Below are 16,836 nucleotides of genomic sequence, written 5' to 3' on the forward strand. Positions count from 1 at the left end.
TGCGGGCGGGCGTGTCGGCGGCGCGTGGCAGCATGGGGCGGTGCCTCCCGAGTCGACCCCCTCCTCCTGGCGCGCCCGTGTCGGCGAGCTCAGCGGCTCCGCCGAGGCCGAGTCACCGCCGGTCCTCACACCGATCGGGCTGCAGTTCGAGCTGCGCCGGCTCGTGCGCCGCGCCGACGATCCGTGGCGGGCGCCGGCGAGCGAGCGCGTCACGGCGAAGACCTACGACCCCGCCGAGCGCCGCGACCACCGTCTGGCCACCCGCCCCGTCGTCCGCGGGCGCGGGGGCGCATGGAACCGCACCACCCTCACCTGGAAGTCCCTGAACTTCCAGACCCACCGGCTCTCGCTCGACCCCGCCCACCAGCGCTGGTTCGCCGAGTTCGCGGCCCTGCACCGCGCCACGCGCACCGTCCACCTGGGGCAGGACCCCGACTGGATCCACCTCGACGACTACGAGAGCCCGCTGCTGTGGCGGCTGCTCGAGCAGGCGCAGGCGGCCGGGATCCCGCTGCTCGCCCCGGACAAGGGCTCGGTGCGCCTCACGGGTCCCGCCCACGTGGCGGTGACGGTCTCGGTCGAGGAGGGAGGCCTCCGGCTGCGGCCCGTCCTGCGGATCGACGGCGCGGAGCACGCACCGGAGTCCGCGCGTCCGGTCGCCCGGAACGGCGTCTACGCGGTCGAGGGCGACGACCCGTCCACGCTCCTGCTCGCGCCCGCGTCCCTGCCCTTCGACGACGAGGAGCTGCGTCTCCTCGACCACCCCGAGGAGACGCAGGTCCCGGCGGAGGACGTGCCCGAGTTCGTCGGCGAGCACCTCCCCGCCCTCCGCGGCCGGGTCGCGGTCCGCGAGGAGGGCGTCGACCTCGTGCTGGACGATCCGGAGCCGCCGCGCCTGGTCTGCACGGTCTCGTTCGAGCCGCGGCGCGCCGTCCGGGTCGGCTGGCACTGGCGCCGCTCGCCCGATCGCGCCGGCGAGCTCGACGGCACCGCCGATGCGGCCCTCGAGCGCGCGGTGCTCCGCCGGGTGCGCTCGGTGCTCGGCGAGGCCGGATCCGCCCTCGTGCCGGAGCCGGGGACGAGCGCGGTCCTGCGCGGAGCCGAGGCGGCGGTCTTCGCGGTGGAGCAGCTCCCGCAGCTGGAGGGGATCGGCGGCGTCCGGATCGAGCGCGAGGGCGCGGCCCCCGACTACCGCCTGCTGAACGGGCCGCTCACCCTCACCATCACCGCCGTCGACACCGAGAGCGCCGACTGGTTCGACCTCGGCGTCGTCGTGACGATCGGCGACGCGACTGTGCCGTTCCTGCCCCTCTTCCGCGCTCTGGCGGCGGGCGGCGACCGCATCCGCCTGGTCGACCACTCCTACCTCTCGCTCGCGCACCCCGGCCTCGACCGGCTCCGGGAGCTGCTGACCCGGGCGGACGAGCTCGAGGAGTGGGAGACGGGACCGCGGCTCGGCCGGCACCAGACCGAGCTCTGGAACGAGCTGGAGGAGCTCGCCGACGAGAGCGTCCCCTCCGACGCCTGGCGCGCCGTGCTCGACTCCGCCCTGGCCGCCGGTTCGCCGGAGGACGTGGAGCCGCCGGAGGGCCTCACCGCCCGGCTGCGCCCGTACCAGCGGGTGGGCTACGCCTGGCTCGTGCACCGCCTCCGCCACGGGCTCGGCGGGATCCTGGCCGACGACATGGGCCTCGGCAAGACCCTGCAGGCGCTGGCCCTGATGCTCGACGCGGTCGAGGAGGCGGGCCGCGTCGGGGTCCGCCGCGCGCCGTTCCTCGTGGTCGCCCCCACATCGGTCGTGCCGGGCTGGCGCTCGGAGGCCGAGCGCTTCGCGCCCGCCCTGCGCGTCCACGTCGTCGCGAGCTCGCGGGAGGGCGCGCTCGAGGCGATCCCGGCCGACGCGGACGTGGTCCTCACCAGCTACGCGGTCCTGCGCCTCGGGGGCGAGCGCTGGGCGGCGAAGCAGTGGTCGGCGCTGATCCTCGACGAGGCCCAGTTCGTCAAGAACCCCGCGTCGCAGACGCACCGGGCCGCCCGCGGGGTCGGCGCGCCGGTCACGCTCGCGCTCACCGGCACCCCGCTGGAGAACTCGCTCGACGAGCTCTGGGCGGTCCTCGCCCTCGTAGCGCCCGGGCTCCTGCCGCCGTTGCGTCGTTTCCGCGAGGAGTACACCCGGCCGATCCTGCACGCGGAGGCGCCCGTCGGCATCGCCTCGCCCGACCTGTCCGAGGGGCGGACCGTCAGCCACACCGAGGGCGCGCGCCGCCGCCTCGAGAGACTGCGCCGGCGACTGCGTCCGTTCCTGCTCCGGCGCACCAAGGAGGCGGTGGCGCCGGAGCTCCCCGAGAAGCAGGAGCAGACGATCGAGGTCGCGCTGACGCCCGGCCACCGGGTGCTCTACGACGGCTACCTCCAGCGCGAGCGGCGGAAGCTCCTGGGCCTGGTCGACGACCTCGACCGGCAGCGCTTCACGGTGTTCCGCTCGCTCACCCTGCTGCGCCTGCTCGCGCTCGACGCGTCCCTGGTCGACCCGGCCTACCGGCACGTTCCGTCCGCGAAGCTCGACGTGCTCGTGGAGCAGCTCGACGACGTGATCGCGGAGGGCCGCCGGGCGCTCGTCTTCAGCACCTTCACCTCGTACCTGGAGCGGGCGGGGGAGCGACTGCGCCGGCGCGGCATCCCCTTCGTGCAGCTCGACGGCTCCACGCGGGACCGTGCGGGCGTGATCGAGGAGTTCCGCTCGGGAGCCGCGCCCGTCTTCCTGATCAGCCTCAAGGCGGGCGGCACCGGACTCACGCTCACCGAGGCCGACCACGTCTTCATCCTCGACCCGTGGTGGAACCCCGCGGCCGAGGCGCAGGCCGTCGACCGCGCGCACCGCATCGGCCAGGAGCGGCGGGTGAACGTCTACCGGCTGGTGGCGACGGACACGATCGAGGAGAAGATCGTGCGCCTGCAGGAGCGCAAGGGTCGCCTCAGCACGGCGGTGCTCGACGAGGGCGAGCTCTTCGCCCGCTCGCTGACGGCCGACGACGTCCGCGAACTGCTGTCCGAGTGACCATGGCCCCACGAAGGGTGGCAGAACGGCCAGCCGCGACCCAGGGTCCGGGCGCACACTGAGCGGATGAGACGCCGCCGCCCCCGCCCCCGCGCCGACTGGATCGTGGCCCTCGAGAAGGGCGACGACGCCGGGCTCTTCGGACCGGGCAGCGCGGTCTGGGCGGTCAACGGCGGCCTGCCCACGATGATCGCCGGAGTGCGGGCCCTGCTGATGCAGACCCTCCACGCGGGAGCGATGGCCGGGGTGCACGACCACTCCCGCTACCGCGAGGACCCGATGGGCCGGCTCGACAACACGGTCCGCTGGGTCCTGACGACCAGCTTCGGGGACACCGCCGCGGCGAGCGGAGCAGCGCGCTGGGTGACCGGCGTGCACGAGCGGATCGTCGGCTCCTACGAGGACGCCGGTGGGCGCGAGCGCTCCTACTCGGCGCAGGATCCCCGCCTGCTGCTCTGGGTGCACGACGCCTTCACCGACGCCTTCCTCGGCGCCCACGAGATCTGGGGCGGACCGATCCCCGGCGGCCCCGACGCCTACGTGCGCGAGTGGGCCGCCTCCGGCCGACTGCTCGGAGTGGAGGATCCGCCCGCGAGCGTCGCGGAGCTCCGCGCGCAGCTCGCCGGATTCGCCGGCGAGCTCAAGCCCGACGCCCGGGTGCACGAGGCGGTCGGCTTCCTCCGCGACATCCGGCTGCCGGGCGAGGCGGGCGTGGTGTACCCGCTGCTGTTCGCCGGCGCGGTCGCCTCGCTCAGTCCCGAGGTGCGGAGGCTCCTGGGCCTCCGGCGCCCGTGGTGGCCCGCGATCACGGCGAACCGCCTGCTGTTCGTGTTCCTGGGCCGGTATCTCGGCCGGGTCTCGCCGAGCGAGCAGGCCGCGATCGACCGCATCGCCGGCCTCGATCCGGTGCGCACCGGCGCCTGACCCTCTTCCCGTACACCTGTCCGGGAAGTGGTAGACTGCCGTCGATGACTTCCGCCCGCCTCGCCTCCGTGCCCGCGGCGGAGTCCCCTTCGGTGCTCGGCTCCGCTGATCCGCGAGCCCGGCGGACCCGCGGTCGCGTGTTCGACGCGGTCGAGCGGCTCGTCATGCAGAGCGACGGCGAGAGGGCCGAGGGCATCGCCGTGAGCGACATCGTGCGCGAGGCCGGGATCAGCCGCAGCTCGTTCTACGCCCACTTCGACGACGCGGCGGGAGTCGCCTCCGCGCTGCTCCGCCAGGACCTCGTGGTCGCCGACGTCGCCGCGGGCGATCCCGCCGACTCCTCCGGGGCCGAGGCGCTGCAGCGCGGCTACTCGCGGCTCGTCGAGCGGCTGGTCGACCGCCACGCCTTCCACGCCCGGCTCCGCGCGCGCGCCTCCGCCCGGGTCGCCTCGGACGACGCCGTGCTCGACACGGCGCTCGCCCTCCACCGCGAGGTGCTCGCCCGGGTCGACGTCCCCGCATCGGTCGATCCCGAGCTCACCGCGGTCTTCGCGGCCGGGGGCGTCCTCTCCGTGGTCGGCGCCTGGCTCGCCGGCACTCTCGACGGCACCGACGAGGAGCTGGTCGAGCACCTCGTCGCGCTGCTCCCGGCCTGGCTCGCCGAGGCGCCGCTGCGCCCTCTGGTCTCCTCACTCCCACCACGCCCCACGACGAAAGGCACGACATGATGACATTCGAGGTCGGCGAGACCCTGGTCTACCCGCACCACGGAGCGGTGACGATCACCGGGCTCGAGAAGCGCTCGGTCAAGGGCGTCGAGAAGACGTTCATGACCATGAACGTGCACACCAGCGAGCTCACCATCACCCTCCCCGTCGAGAACGCCGAGCTCGTCGGCGTCCGCGAGATCATCGACGACGCCGGAGTCCAGGCGGTCTACGACGTCCTGCGCAGCGACGTCGCGGAGGAGGCCAGCAACTGGTCCCGCCGCTTCAAGGCCAACCAGGAGAAGATGGCCAGCGGCAGCGTGTACCGCGTCAGCGAGGTCGTCCGCGACCTGTGGCGCCGCGAGCAGGCGGGCGGCGTCTCGGCCGGCGAGAAGCGGATGCTCCTCAAGGCGCGTCAGATCCTCGTGTCGGAGCTGTCGCTGGCCCTGAAGGGCACCGATGAGGAGGCCTCGGCCAAGCTCGACGAGGTCCTCGCCTCGGCGATCTGACCTCGCGTCGCGGCGGGTCGGCTCACACTGGCCGGCACGCCGCGATGATCCTCGCGGCGACCTCGTCCTGCGAGGCGGAGCCGTCGATCCGCACCAGGAGCTCGCGCTCGTCGTAGACCTCCGCCAGGGGAGCCGTCTCGCGCTCGTAGACCTCGATCCGGTTCCGTACGACCTCGGGGTCGTCGTCGGCGCGGTCCTGCTCCTGCGCCCGCACGTGCAGCCGCTCGAGGACCACGTCCGCGTCGGCCGTCAGCAGCACGACGCACGAGAGCGGCGTCCCCCGCTCCTCGAGGAGCTCCGCCAGCGCGTCCACCTGGGCGAGCGTGCGCGGGTAGCCGTCGAGGATGAACCCGTCCCGGGCGTCCTCCTCGGCGATCCGCTCGGCCACCAGCGCGTTCGTCATCTCGTCCGGCACGTACTCGCCGGCCTCCACGAGCGCCCGCAGGCGCCGTCCGAGGTCGGTGCCGTCGGCGACGTGGGCGCGGAACAGATCGCCGGTGGAGATCGCCGGCACCCCCAGCTCGCGCGACAGCACTGCCGCCTGGGTGCCCTTGCCCACGCCGGGCGGGCCCATCATGATGACGCGCATCGCTCGTCCTCCTCGGTGTCGTCAGGCGATGCTAGCGGTGCGGAGCGGGGAGGCCGGTGCGCACCGCGCCCGTAGGCTGGCGGGAGGAGCCGAGGAGGAGCGATGACCGCAGCACCCGGGGCCGAGCAGGCCGCGGCCGATCTGGCCGCGCTCCTGCGCGAGGTCTCCGCCGAGCTCGACGCCCGCGGCATAGCCGATCAGGCCGTCGCCGAGCTGCGGACGCCGCGGGCGATCCTCGGCTTCCGGCGCAAGCCCGTGATGGCACCGGTGACCCGGGCGTGGCGCCTCGGCGTGGTGCTCCTCGGGCACGAGGGCGAGCTCTTCGCGACGGGCTCGGTCACGCGTGCCGTCGCTCCGCTGCACGCCAACAATCAGTCGGAGTCGCAGGAGGCGCGCCGCGAGATCCGGCGCGCCGCCTTCGACGGCCCGTTCCAGGAGGGCGAGATCGTCAACTACGGCTGGCGACGGCTCGCACGGGACGCCGCAGCGCTCGAATCGGGCCAGGAGCCGCTGACCCTGCGCGGCTCCGAGGTGCTCGTGCGCTGGGCGCCCGGCCTCGGCGAGCAGGGCCTGATGCCCCTGCGCCGGTACCTGGCCGACCGCCTCGACCTCCTCGAGGCCGATTAGGCCCGGGTCACTCCTCCTCGGCCACCGGGTGGAACCACGGCGGGTAGACGGCGACGCGAGGAGAGGCGTCGATGCCCTCGAAGAGAGCCTTGACGCGGTTGCGGGCGGCGACCGACGCCACGCCGACCGTCGCGACACCCTCGAGCGGGAAGCGCTCGGGCACGAGCGCCTCGGCGCTGCGCAGGGCCGGCTCGTCGACCAGGAGGCGCGCGAAGGTGCGCACGAGCGCGTCGCCCTCGGTGAAGCGGGTCAGGACGTGGGAGGCGTCGCCGTCGCTGAGCACCGGGGCGGAGGCGAGCGAGCCCACCAGGACGACGAACTGCGAGGCCGTGGTCTTCTGGGCGCTCGGCGACCAGTGCGGAGCGACCCGCTCGCCGCGCAGATCGGCCCAGAGCGCGGCGTCGGGGGAGAGGAAGAAGGGCACGAACCCGGCGACGCTCATGCCGTCCTTCACCTGCACGGCACGGCGGTGCTCGCGGGTGGTCTCGGCGCTGACGTCGATCGCAGGGCGCTCCTGGAGCTGCTGGTCCGCCAGGATCGCGCCGGCGGCGACGATCGCCTCGAGGTTGTCGAGGTGGGTGACGTGGTAGATCCGCTGCGCGGCGATGTCGACCTTCGGCAGGGGCTTCTCGCGCGCCGTGCCGCGGGCGGCGGCGCGGGCGGTGGCCGCACGGGAGGTGCCGGGCACGCGCGCGGGGGCGCGGGTGGCACGGCCGACCTGCTCGGGGAGCTTCTTGGGGGTGCAGACGTCGCAGAGCGCGATGTCGAGGCCGTGGATGCATTCGGTGGGCACTCTGGATTCCTTCTGCGCGCGGGCTCGGGGTTCCGCCGCAGGGTCGACGTTACGCGACCGGGGCCCCCGCGCGTCCCGGCGGCGGCGATCCGCGGAGCCGCGGCGCCCGCCGGGCATCCTCTGGGAGGCGCCGGAGCGCCGCTCCCCGCCGCGTAGCGTGAGCGGGATGAAGCGCGTGCCGCCCGCCGAGGGCCAGGAATCCGTCTGGGACTACCCGCGACCCCCCAGGGTCGAGACCACCACCGAGCACGTGGTCGTGCGGCTGGGCGGCGTCGTCGTCGCCGAGACCCGCGACGCGCTCCGCGTCCTCGAGACGAGCCATCCTCCCGTCTACTACCTCCCCGTGTCCTCGTTCGCGCCCGGGGCGCTCGAGCCCGCGCCGGGCCGCAGCATCTGCGAGTTCAAGGGCGCGGCCTCCTACCTCACCGTCCGCGGGGGAGGAGGAGCGGTCGCGGAGGCGGCGGGCTGGACGTACCCCGAGCCGATGGCGGGCTTCGAGGCCCTGGTCGACACGGTCGCCCTCTATCCCGGCCGGATGGACTCCTGCCTGGTCGACGGCGAGGCGGTCGAGCCGCAGCCGGGCGATTTCTACGGCGGCTGGATCACGTCGCGCGTGGTCGGGCCGTTCAAGGGCTCTCCGGGCACGATGTTCTGGTGATCCTGGCTCCGGGGGTCCGGCGGAGAGGGCTCTAGACGAGCGCCGCCCGTGCGGCGTCGAGCCCCGAGACCGCCAGCGTCCACTCCGGCCGCACCAGGGTCTCCGGGGTGACGCGGAACCGCAGCTCCTCGACCGCCGCCCCGTCCGAACCGACGATCCGGTGCGTCCCGTTCGGGCGATAGCCGAGGGCCTCCGACACCCGGATCGAGCGGGTGTTCCAGGCGAGGGCGGCGCTCTCGGCGACCTCGGCTCCGAGATGGTCGAAGGCCAGGAGGAGCACCGCGGCGCGCATCTCCTGCCCGAGGCCGCGGCCCTGCGCCGAGCGGGTGAGCCACGAGCCCGAGGTCAGGGTGCGCGTGGCGGCGAAGGACTCGGCGACCAGGTCCTGGCAGCCGACGACCCGGCCGTCCTCGACCACGGCGAACGCGACGCGCCACGACTCCCGCGTCGTCTGCGCGCGCTGCGACCAGTGGAAGCGGGCGAGCTCGCCGGGCAGGCGCTCCGCCGGCGCCTCCGCCCAGGGGGAGGGGAACGGCGAGCGGCCGCTCTCGTGCACGCCGGCGAGAGCGGCGTCGGCGAGAGGGCCGAGATCGGCGTCGCGGACCGGATGCAGCTCGAGCCGCGGCGTGCGCAGCTCCAGCGAGAACAGGGGCCAGGGGTCGGTGCTCATCCGACGACGCTAGCGAGCGGAGGCGCGCACCGCGCGACCCGGGGGTACCGGTGGTGGGACTCGAACCCACAAGCCCTCTCGGACAGAGCATTTTGAGTGCCCCGCGTCTGCCATTCCGCCACACCGGCTCAGCACCAGCCCGTCGAGAATACCGTAGGCTCATCGGCGTGACTGACCAGGAACCCTCGTCGACCGCACCCCGTCGGGTCGTCGTCGCCGAAGACGAATCCCTCATCCGCCTCGACATCGTGGAGATCCTCCGCGACAACGGCTTCGAGGTCGTCGGCGAGGCCGGCGACGGCGAGACCGCTGTGGCCCTCGCCACCGAGCTGCGCCCCGATCTCGTCATCATGGACGTCAAGATGCCCCAGCTCGATGGCATCTCGGCGGCCGAGCGCCTCTCGAAGGCGCACATCGCGCCGGTCGTCCTGCTCACCGCCTTCAGCCAGAAGGAGCTCGTCGAGCGCGCCAGCGAGGCCGGAGCACTCGCCTACGTCGTGAAGCCCTTCACGCCCAACGACCTGCTGCCCGCGATCGAGATCGCCCTCTCGCGGTACGCCCAGATCCTCACGCTCGAGGCCGAGGTCGCCGACATGGTCGAGCGCTTCGAGACCCGCAAGCTCGTCGACCGCGCCAAGGGCCTGCTCAACGAGAAGATGGGCCTCACCGAGCCCGAGGCGTTCCGCTGGATCCAGAAGGCCTCCATGGACCGCCGACTCACCATGCACGACGTCGCCCAGGCGATCATCGAGCAGCTGAGCCCGAAGAAGGCCTAGCGCGAGGTCTGGCCCGAGGGCCCACGGCCTCAGGGCCAGAGGCGGGTGCGCTCCCACGGGGAGCCGCCCGCCTCCGTCGTTCGCGGGCGGTACTCGAGACGCGTGTGGTCCTGCTCCGGCGCGGTCGAGCCCTGCCAGAACTCGATGCGCTCGGGGACGACGCGGTAGACGGCCCACTCCCGGTCGAGCGTCGCGGGCGAGCAGCCCACGGCGACGCTGGTCTGCAGCGTGACGAGGCCGAAGTCCTGCGCGCTGCGCATCGGCTCGCTCTGGCGTCCGACGAGCAGGGCGGTGCGAGCGGGCTCGGAGCGGCGGCGGAAGTCGTCGGCCGACTCCTGCGCGGAAGCGCGCTCGACTCGGCCCTCGACTCGGACCTGCCGGCCCTGGACCGGCCAGAAGAAGGTCAGCGCGGCATGCGGGTTCTCCTCCATGGCGCGTCCCTTGGGGCTGGTGGCGTGAGTGGAGAACGCCCAGCCCGCCTCGTCGATCTCGCGCAGCACGAGCACGCGCGCCGAGACGGTGCCGTCGTCGGAGGCAGTGGAGAGGGTGGCTCCGTGGGGGAGGAGCTGCCCCGCGTCCTTCGCCTCCTCGAGCCACTGCGCGAACAGCTCGAGAGGATCGGCGGGAGCCGCCTCCGCGTCGAACGACGGCAGCTCGGAGGGCATGGACGGAAGGCTCTTGAGGAGTTGGCGAAGGCTCACCCGCTCAGTGTCGCCCTTCGTGCGCCACGTGGCACAGTCGCGCGCCGTCGCTTGACAGCCCCGCTCGCTCCGGTGCAGCAAACCGTCCCGGGCCTCGCCCGGCGAGTCCGGTGTCCCCGCCCGCCCCTGTCAGCGGGCGTCGCGGATGATGTTGGTGATCCGCACGGTGGAAAGGCGGCGCCCCTCCTGATCGCGTACGACGATCTCGTGGGTGGTGAGGGTGGAGCCGAGGTGGATCGCGTCGCAGGTGGCGATCACGAAGCCGGAGTGGACCGAGCGGCTGTGGCTCGCGTTCAGCTCGATGCCCATCGCCAGCCGGCCCTCGCCGGCGTGCACGTTGGCCGCGATCGAGCCCATCGACTCGGCCAGCACGACGTGCGCGCCGCCGTGCAGGAGGCCGACCGGCTGCCGGTTGCCCTCGACGGGCATGGAGGCCACCGAGTGCTGCGGGGTGAGCTCGTGCCAGACGATCCCCATCCGCTCGGCGAGCTCGCCCATGCCGCGGCCGATCCCGGCGACCAGGTCGAGCGCGGGCGGGCGGATCCAGGCGGTCGTGGTGGGGGTCGGATCGGTCACGTCGCTCCTCGCGCTGGAGCCTCGGAGCGCCCTGACCGGCGGGCGCGAGCGGGCCGATCCGGTGTCGGAGGCGCTGTGTAGTCTGGCCCTGTGTCAGATCCGGAACAGCCTACCCTCCTGCTCGTCGACGGCCATTCCCTGGCGTTCCGGGCGTTCTACGCGCTCCCGGTCGACAGCTTCCAGACCCGCGAGGGCCAGCACACGAACGCCATCCACGGCTTCCTGTCGATGCTGATCCTGCTGCTGAAGAACGAGAAGCCGACCCACCTCGGCGTCGCGTTCGACATCTCCCGATACTCGTTCCGGACCCGCGAGTACCCGGAGTACAAGGGCACCCGCGGCGAGACGCCGCCCGAGTTCAAGGGCCAGGTCCCCCTCCTCGAGGAGGCGCTGCACGCCATGAACATCCGGACCGTCTCGAAGGAGGACTTCGAGGCCGACGACATCCTCGCGACGCTCGCGCGCCAGGGTGCCGAGGCCGGCTTCCGCGTGCTGGTCGTCTCGGGCGACCGCGACACCATCCAGCTGGTGACCCCGGACGTCACCCTGCTCTACCCCTCCACCCAGGGCGTCTCGCAGCTCACCCGCTACGACCGCGACAAGGTGTTCGAGAAGTACGGCGTCGAGCCGCACCAGTACCCCGAGATCGCCGCCCTCGTCGGCGAGACGAGCGACAACCTGCCCGGCGTCGACAAGGTCGGCCCGAAGACGGCCGCGAAGTGGGTCAACCAGTACGGCACGGTCGCCGACATCATCGCCCACGCCGACGAGATCAAGGGCGTGGTCGGCGAGAAGCTGCGCGAGCAGAAGGAGAACGCGCTCCGCAACCGCCGCCTCAACCGGCTGGTGACGGACGTGGAGCTCCCTCTCGGCCCGCACGACCTGACGCGCCGCCCGATCGATCCGGACGCGGTGCGCGAGATCTTCAGCCGCCTCGAGTTCAAGACCCTGCAGGAGCGCGTGCTCACGATCGCCGCGGAGGAGGGCGTCGACGGCGCCGCCGCGGCCCTGGCGGGAGACGTGGTCACGACCTCCGCACCCGCCGTCCGCACCCTGGTCGACGAGGAGCTCGCGCACTGGCTCGACCGGGTCTCGGCGACGGGCACCGCGCCCGTCGCCGTCCAGGTCCGGGTCGGAGCCGACGGGCTCGAGGGCGTCGGCCTCGCGGTCGAGAAGGAGACGGCGTTCGTCCCGTGGGCCGCCGAGAGGCCCGACTACACCGCGCTCGAGCAGTGGCTGGCCGGGCCCGCCCCCAAGTACTTCGCCGACGCGAAGCCCCAGATCAAGGCGCTCCGGCGAGCCGGCCTCCCCGTCGGGGGTCTCGCGTTCGACACCCGCGTCGCGTCCTGGCTGGTGCAGCCCACCGGGCATCCGGCCACGCTCGCGGCGCAGGTCGCGCAGCACCTCGACGAGACCATGGCGCAGGGCGACCCGAACCAGCTGGTCCCCACCGTCGAGCCGATGGGGCCCGCGATCGAGGCCTGGTACGCGTACCGGCTCGTCGCTCCGCTGCGCGAGCGCCTGGGCGAGGGGATGCTCTCGGTGCTCGTCGACATCGAGCTGCCGATCGTCCAGGTCCTCGCGACGATGGAGCTCACCGGCGTCGCGATCGACGCCGACGTGCTGGCGCGCCTCCGCGCCGAGCTGACCGTCTCCGCCGCCGACCTCGCGAGCCGCGCGTTCGCCGAGATCGGCCACGAGATGAACCTCGGCTCGCCGAAGCAGCTGCAGCAGGTCCTCTTCGAGGAGCTCGACATGCCGCGCACCCGGGCGACGAAGACGGGCTACACCACCGACGCCTCCGCCCTGGCCGACCTGCAGGAGTCGCACCCGCACCCGTTCCTCGGGCTGCTGCTCGAGCACCGCGACGCGACCAAGCTCAAGCAGATCATCGAGACGCTGGAGAAGTCGGTCACCGTTGACGGCCGGATCCACACCAGCTACGACCAGACCGGCACGGCCACCGGCCGCATCTCCTCCAACGACCCGAACCTGCAGAACATCCCCGTCCGCAGCGAGGTGGGCCGCCGCATCCGCACCGCCTTCGTCCACGGAGCAGAGGCGAGCACCCTCCTCACCGCCGACTACTCGCAGATCGAGATGCGGATCATGGCGCACCTCTCCGGGGACGCCGGCCTGATCGAGGCCTTCCACTCCGGCGAGGACCTGCACCGCTTCGTCGGATCGCGGATCTTCGGCGTCGATCCGGGCGACGTCACCTCGGCCATGCGCAACAAGGTCAAGGCGATGTCCTACGGCCTCGCCTACGGCCTCAGCGCCTTCGGCCTGTCGAAGCAGCTGCGCATCTCGAGCGCCGAGGCCAAGCAGCTGATGACCGATTACTTCGTGCGCTTCGGCGCGGTGCGGGACTACCTGCGCAGCGTCGTCGAGCAGGCCCGCGAGACGGGCTACACCGAGACGATCTTCGGTCGCCGGCGTCCGTTCCCCGACCTGCAGAGCGCGAACCGCGTCCTCCGCGACAACGCCGAGCGGGCGGCGCTCAACTCGCCGATCCAGGGGTCGGCCGCCGACATCATGAAGCGCGCGATGATCGGCGTGCAGGCCGACCTCGACGAGCAGGGGCTCGGCTCGCGGATGCTCCTCCAGGTGCACGACGAGCTGATCTTCGACGTCGCCCCCGGCGAGGAGGAGTCGCTCGAGGCGATCGTCCGCGGCCGGATGGCGGGGGCCGCCGACCTGAGCGTGCCGCTCGAGGTGCAGGTGGGACACGGGTCCGACTGGGACGTCGCCGCGCACTGAGCCGGCCGCAGCGCCTGGCTAGGCTCGGAGGCATGAGCACCGACCTCCCCCGCGAGCCCACCGCCGTCGACGCCGTCGCCGAGCGCTGGGTCGACACGCTCGTCGACCTCGACCCCACCCTCGGCACCGCGATCGGACGCAGCGGCGCGAACGACCGCCTGGGCGACTACTCGCCGGCCGGTCTGGAGCGCGCCCGTGCGGCGACCGCCTCGGCCCTCGCCGAGCTCGAGGCCGCCGATCCCGTGGACGAGGTCGACCGCGTCACGGTCGCCGACCTCGGCGCCGAGCTCCGGCTCTCCCTGGAGGGGCACGACGCCGGCCTGCCGCTGCGGGACCTCAACGTGATCGCGTCCCCGGCGCAGGAGCTGCGCGACGTCTTCGACCTGATGCCGACCGAGGGGGTCGCCGACTGGGAGGCGGTCGCCGAGCGGCTGCTGGCCGTGCCGGCCGCGCTCGAGGGATACGCGGAGACCCTGCGCGAGGGGATCCGCACCGGCGTGGTCCCCGCCCGCCGCCAGGTCGAGCTCGTCGCCGAGCAGGCGCGGAAGATCGCGGCTCCCCGCGGGTTCTTCGCCGAGCTGGCCGCGGAGGCCGCTCCCGCAGCGGGATCCCTGCCCGCGTCCCTCGCCCAGCGGCTGGAGGACGGCGCCCGCCGCGCCTCGGCCGCCTACGGGTCGCTCGCGCAGTTCCTCCGGGGCGAGCTCGCCCCTGCCGCGACCGAGCAGGACGCCGTCGGGCGAGAGCTGTACGCGCTGCACTCCCGCCGCTTCCTCGGCGCGGTCGTCGACCTCGACGAGACCTACGAGTGGGGGATCGAGGAGCTGGCCCGGATGACGTCCGAGCAGGAGGCGATCGCGCGGGAGATCCTGCCCGGCGCCTCCGTCGCCGAGGCGATCGCCCACCTCGAGGCCGACCCGGCCCGCACTCTGCACGGTGTCGACGCTCTGCAGGCCTGGATGCAGGAGACCAGCGACCGCTCGGTCCGCGAGCTCGCCGGCACCGCTTTCGACATCCCGGAGGAGGTGCGCCGCCTCGAGTGCCGCATCGCGCCGACCCAGGAGGGCGGCATCTACTACACCGGTCCGAGCGACGACTTCTCGCGCCCGGGGCGGATGTGGTGGTCGGTCCCGGCCGGGGTCACCGAGTTCGCCACCTGGCGCGAGCTGACCACCGTCTACCACGAGGGCGTCCCCGGCCATCACCTGCAGATCGGCCAGGCCGTGCACAACCGCGCCCGCCTCAACACCTGGCGCCGTCAGCTCGCCGGGACCTCCGGCCACGCCGAGGGCTGGGCGCTCTACGCGGAGCGCCTGATGGAGCGGTTCGGCTACCTCGACGACCCGGCCGACCGCCTGGGCATGCTCGACGGCCAGCGGATGCGCGCGGCGCGCGTCGTGCTGGACATCGGCGTGCACCTCCAGAAGCGGATGCCGGGCACCGACACCGTCTGGACCGCCGACTCCGCCCTCGACTTCATGCGCGCCAACGTGAACATGGACGACGCCTTCGTGCGCTTCGAGGTGAACCGGTACCTCGGCTGGCCGGGGCAGGCTCCGTCCTACAAGATCGGGCAGCGGATCTGGGAGCAGCTGCGCGACGAGGCGGAGGCGCGCGAGGGCGCCGCGTTCTCGCTCGCGGCTTTCCACCGGAGGGCGCTCGACCTCGGCGGAGTCGGTCTCGACACCCTCCGCTCCTCCCTCGCCGACTGACCCCGGCGCCCGCATCCGGACGGGCGCGGCGAGATTGCCGTGCGCCTCTCGGGGCGTCTAAGCTGGGGTGTCACATCTGTGGCGCCGCCGTGCCCGCGGCGCGCGAGGAAGGCCGGTCACCCGGTCGGCCGAGCGCGGCTCCCGGGCCGGAGGCACATCCCTCACCACCGCAGTGGTCACCACTCCGCCGAGCCGCGAGGCCCGCAGGCGGCCGCCGCCCGAGACCCATCCATCCTGGAGCATCCCTTAATGACAACCGCAACGACCGACAAGGCAACCAAGCAGGTCGCGATCAACGACATCGGGTCTGCTGAAGACTTTCTTGCCGCGGTCGAAAAGACTCTGAAGTTCTTCAACGACGGAGACCTCATCGAAGGCACCGTCGTGAAGATCGACCGCGACGAGGTCCTCCTCGACGTCGGCTACAAGACCGAGGGCGTCATCCCCTCGCGCGAGCTCTCCATCAAGCACGACGTCGACCCCTCCGAGGTCGTCAACGTGGGCGACAGCGTCGAGGCCCTCGTCCTCCAGAAGGAGGACAAGGAGGGTCGCCTGATCCTGTCCAAGAAGCGTGCGCAGTACGAGCGCGCGTGGGGCGACGTCGAGAAGATCAAGGAGTCGGACGGCGTCGTCACCGGCTCGGTCATCGAGGTCGTCAAGGGCGGTCTCATCGTCGACATCGGCCTCCGCGGCTTCCTCCCGGCCTCGCTCATCGAGCTGCGCCGCGTCCGCGACCTCACGCCGTACCTCGGACAGGAGATCGAGGCGAAGATCCTCGAGCTCGACAAGAACCGCAACAACGTGGTCCTGTCGCGTCGCGCGCTCCTCGAGCAGACCCAGTCCGAGAGCCGCACCACGTTCCTGAACAACCTGCACAAGGGTCAGGTCCGCAAGGGCGTCGTGTCGTCGATCGTCAACTTCGGTGCGTTCGTCGACCTCGGCGGCGTCGACGGTCTCGTCCACGTCTCCGAGCTCTCCTGGAAGCACATCGAGCACGCCTCCGAGGTCGTCGAGGTGGGCCAGGAGGTCACCGTCGAGATCCTCGAGGTCGACCTCGACCGCGAGCGCGTGTCGCTCTCGCTCAAGGCGACCCAGGAGGACCCGTGGCAGGTCTTCGCCCGCACCCACGCGATCGGACAGGTCGCGCCGGGCAAGGTCACGAAGCTGGTCCCGTTCGGTGCGTTCGTCCGTGTCGCGGACGGCATCGAGGGACTCGTCCACATCTCCGAGCTGTCGGGCAAGCACGTCGAGCTCGCCGAGCAGGTCGTGTCGGTCGGCGAAGAGGTGTTCGTCAAGGTCATCGACATCGACCTCGACCGTCGCCGCATCTCCCTCTCGCTCAAGCAGGCGAACGAGAACGTCGACCCCGAGGGCACCGAGTTCGACCCGGCGCTGTACGGCATGGCCACGGAGTACGACGACCAGGGGAACTACAAGTACCCCGAGGGCTTCGACCCCGAGACCAACGAGTGGCGCGAGGGCTTCGAGTCGCAGCGCGAGGCCTGGGAGCAGGAGTACGCCGCTGCTCAGGCGCGCTGGGAGGCCCACAAGGCCCAGGTCGCCAAGTCGCAGGAGGAGGCGGCCACCGTCTCCGAGGGCGTCTCGGTCGGCGCCGGCTTCACCAGCGAGTCGACCACCGGCGGCACCCTCGCCGACGACGAGTCGCTCGCCGCGCTCCGCGAGAAGCTGTCCTCGAACAACTGATCGCGAGCACATCGCATCGAACGGCCGGTCCCCTCGGGGGCCGGCCGTTCGGCGTTCCGGGCGACGGCGCTGGGT

At 72.8% G+C, this 16,836-nt stretch carries 15 protein-coding genes and 1 tRNA gene; 10 read left to right on the top strand and 6 right to left on the bottom strand.

Annotated elements, in window-relative coordinates; translation table 11 throughout:
• Positions 1 to 40 precede the first annotated feature (40 nt).
• The 4 genes from GSU45_RS07540 (at position 41) to GSU45_RS07555 (ending at position 5,198) form a co-directional block, all read left to right on the top strand.
• Entirely contained in the window at positions 41 to 3,058 is a 3,018-nt protein-coding gene (locus GSU45_RS07540; RefSeq protein ID WP_159913954.1) for a DEAD/DEAH box helicase, read from the top strand.
• Between the two features lie 66 nt (positions 3,059 to 3,124).
• Positions 3,125 to 3,982 (top strand): oxygenase MpaB family protein, encoded by an 858-nt coding sequence (locus tag GSU45_RS07545; RefSeq protein ID WP_159913956.1) that lies wholly within the window; start codon positions 3,125 to 3,127, stop codon positions 3,980 to 3,982.
• A 44-nt stretch (positions 3,983 to 4,026) separates the two neighbouring features.
• Entirely contained in the window at positions 4,027 to 4,710 is a 684-nt protein-coding gene (locus GSU45_RS07550; protein ID WP_159913958.1) for a TetR/AcrR family transcriptional regulator, read from the top strand.
• Positions 4,710 to 5,198 (top strand): CarD family transcriptional regulator, encoded by a 489-nt coding sequence (locus GSU45_RS07555; RefSeq protein WP_068257183.1) that lies wholly within the window; start codon positions 4,710 to 4,712, stop codon positions 5,196 to 5,198. The genes GSU45_RS07550 and GSU45_RS07555 overlap by 1 nt, the downstream gene beginning before the upstream one ends.
• Positions 5,199 to 5,220: 22 nt before the next feature.
• Here the strand turns inward: GSU45_RS07555 and GSU45_RS07560 are convergent, their stop codons facing one another.
• Positions 5,221 to 5,787 carry an adenylate kinase gene (locus GSU45_RS07560; protein WP_159913960.1) on the bottom strand — a complete coding sequence of 189 codons (567 nt, stop codon included), beginning with the start codon at positions 5,785 to 5,787 and terminating at the stop codon, positions 5,221 to 5,223.
• A 102-nt stretch (positions 5,788 to 5,889) separates the two neighbouring features.
• On the opposite strand from GSU45_RS07560, the gene GSU45_RS07565 reads away from it, so the two are divergent.
• Positions 5,890 to 6,414 (top strand): hypothetical protein, encoded by a 525-nt coding sequence (locus GSU45_RS07565; protein ID WP_159913962.1) that lies wholly within the window; start codon positions 5,890 to 5,892, stop codon positions 6,412 to 6,414.
• 7 nt (positions 6,415 to 6,421) lie between these two features.
• Here the strand turns inward: GSU45_RS07565 and GSU45_RS07570 are convergent, their stop codons facing one another.
• Complete coding sequence (locus GSU45_RS07570; RefSeq protein WP_159913964.1) at positions 6,422 to 7,207, bottom strand: DarT ssDNA thymidine ADP-ribosyltransferase family protein; 786 nt, start codon at positions 7,205 to 7,207, stop codon at positions 6,422 to 6,424.
• Positions 7,208 to 7,373: 166 nt separating this feature from the next.
• On the opposite strand from GSU45_RS07570, the gene GSU45_RS07575 reads away from it, so the two are divergent.
• Positions 7,374 to 7,865, top strand: coding sequence for a DUF427 domain-containing protein (locus tag GSU45_RS07575; protein WP_159913966.1), 492 nt, complete (start codon positions 7,374 to 7,376; stop codon positions 7,863 to 7,865).
• Positions 7,866 to 7,896: 31 nt separating this feature from the next.
• Here the strand turns inward: GSU45_RS07575 and GSU45_RS07580 are convergent, their stop codons facing one another.
• Together GSU45_RS07580 and GSU45_RS07585 are read right to left on the bottom strand one after the other, a co-directional pair.
• A complete protein-coding gene (locus tag GSU45_RS07580; RefSeq protein ID WP_159913968.1) occupies positions 7,897 to 8,535 on the bottom strand; it encodes a GNAT family protein in 639 nt (212 codons plus the stop codon).
• A 45-nt stretch (positions 8,536 to 8,580) separates the two neighbouring features.
• Positions 8,581 to 8,663 (bottom strand) — tRNA-Leu (locus tag GSU45_RS07585).
• Positions 8,664 to 8,702: 39 nt separating this feature from the next.
• On the opposite strand from GSU45_RS07585, the gene GSU45_RS07590 reads away from it, so the two are divergent.
• On the top strand, positions 8,703 to 9,311 hold the full coding sequence (locus GSU45_RS07590; protein WP_104275582.1) for a response regulator: 609 nt from the start codon (positions 8,703 to 8,705) through the stop codon (positions 9,309 to 9,311).
• 29 nt (positions 9,312 to 9,340) lie between these two features.
• Here GSU45_RS07590 and GSU45_RS07595 read toward each other — a convergent pair whose 3' ends face one another.
• Complete coding sequence (locus GSU45_RS07595) at positions 9,341 to 9,976, bottom strand: pyridoxal 5'-phosphate synthase (RefSeq protein ID WP_159913970.1); 636 nt, start codon at positions 9,974 to 9,976, stop codon at positions 9,341 to 9,343.
• A gap of 165 nt (positions 9,977 to 10,141) precedes the next feature.
• Positions 10,142 to 10,510, bottom strand: coding sequence for a hotdog fold thioesterase (locus GSU45_RS07600; RefSeq protein ID WP_159916963.1), 369 nt, complete (start codon positions 10,508 to 10,510; stop codon positions 10,142 to 10,144).
• A 168-nt stretch (positions 10,511 to 10,678) separates the two neighbouring features.
• Between GSU45_RS07600 and polA the strand changes: the two genes are divergently transcribed.
• The 3 genes from polA to rpsA all read left to right on the top strand — a co-directional run bounded on the left by polA (position 10,679) and on the right by rpsA (position 16,761).
• The gene (gene polA / locus GSU45_RS07605; RefSeq protein WP_159913972.1) at positions 10,679 to 13,348 is read left to right on the top strand and encodes a DNA polymerase I; all 2,670 of its coding nucleotides are present in this window, start codon (positions 10,679 to 10,681) and stop codon (positions 13,346 to 13,348) included.
• 32 nt (positions 13,349 to 13,380) lie between these two features.
• Positions 13,381 to 15,057 carry a DUF885 domain-containing protein gene (locus GSU45_RS07610; RefSeq protein ID WP_159913974.1) on the top strand — a complete coding sequence of 559 codons (1,677 nt, stop codon included), beginning with the start codon at positions 13,381 to 13,383 and terminating at the stop codon, positions 15,055 to 15,057.
• A gap of 249 nt (positions 15,058 to 15,306) precedes the next feature.
• Entirely contained in the window at positions 15,307 to 16,761 is a 1,455-nt protein-coding gene (gene rpsA, locus GSU45_RS07615) for a 30S ribosomal protein S1 (RefSeq protein ID WP_104221897.1), read from the top strand.
• Positions 16,762 to 16,836: the final 75 nt, after the last annotated feature.

It is taken from the genome of Rathayibacter sp. VKM Ac-2801 (assembly GCF_009834245.1).
Lineage (GTDB): Bacteria > Actinomycetota > Actinomycetes > Actinomycetales > Microbacteriaceae > Rathayibacter.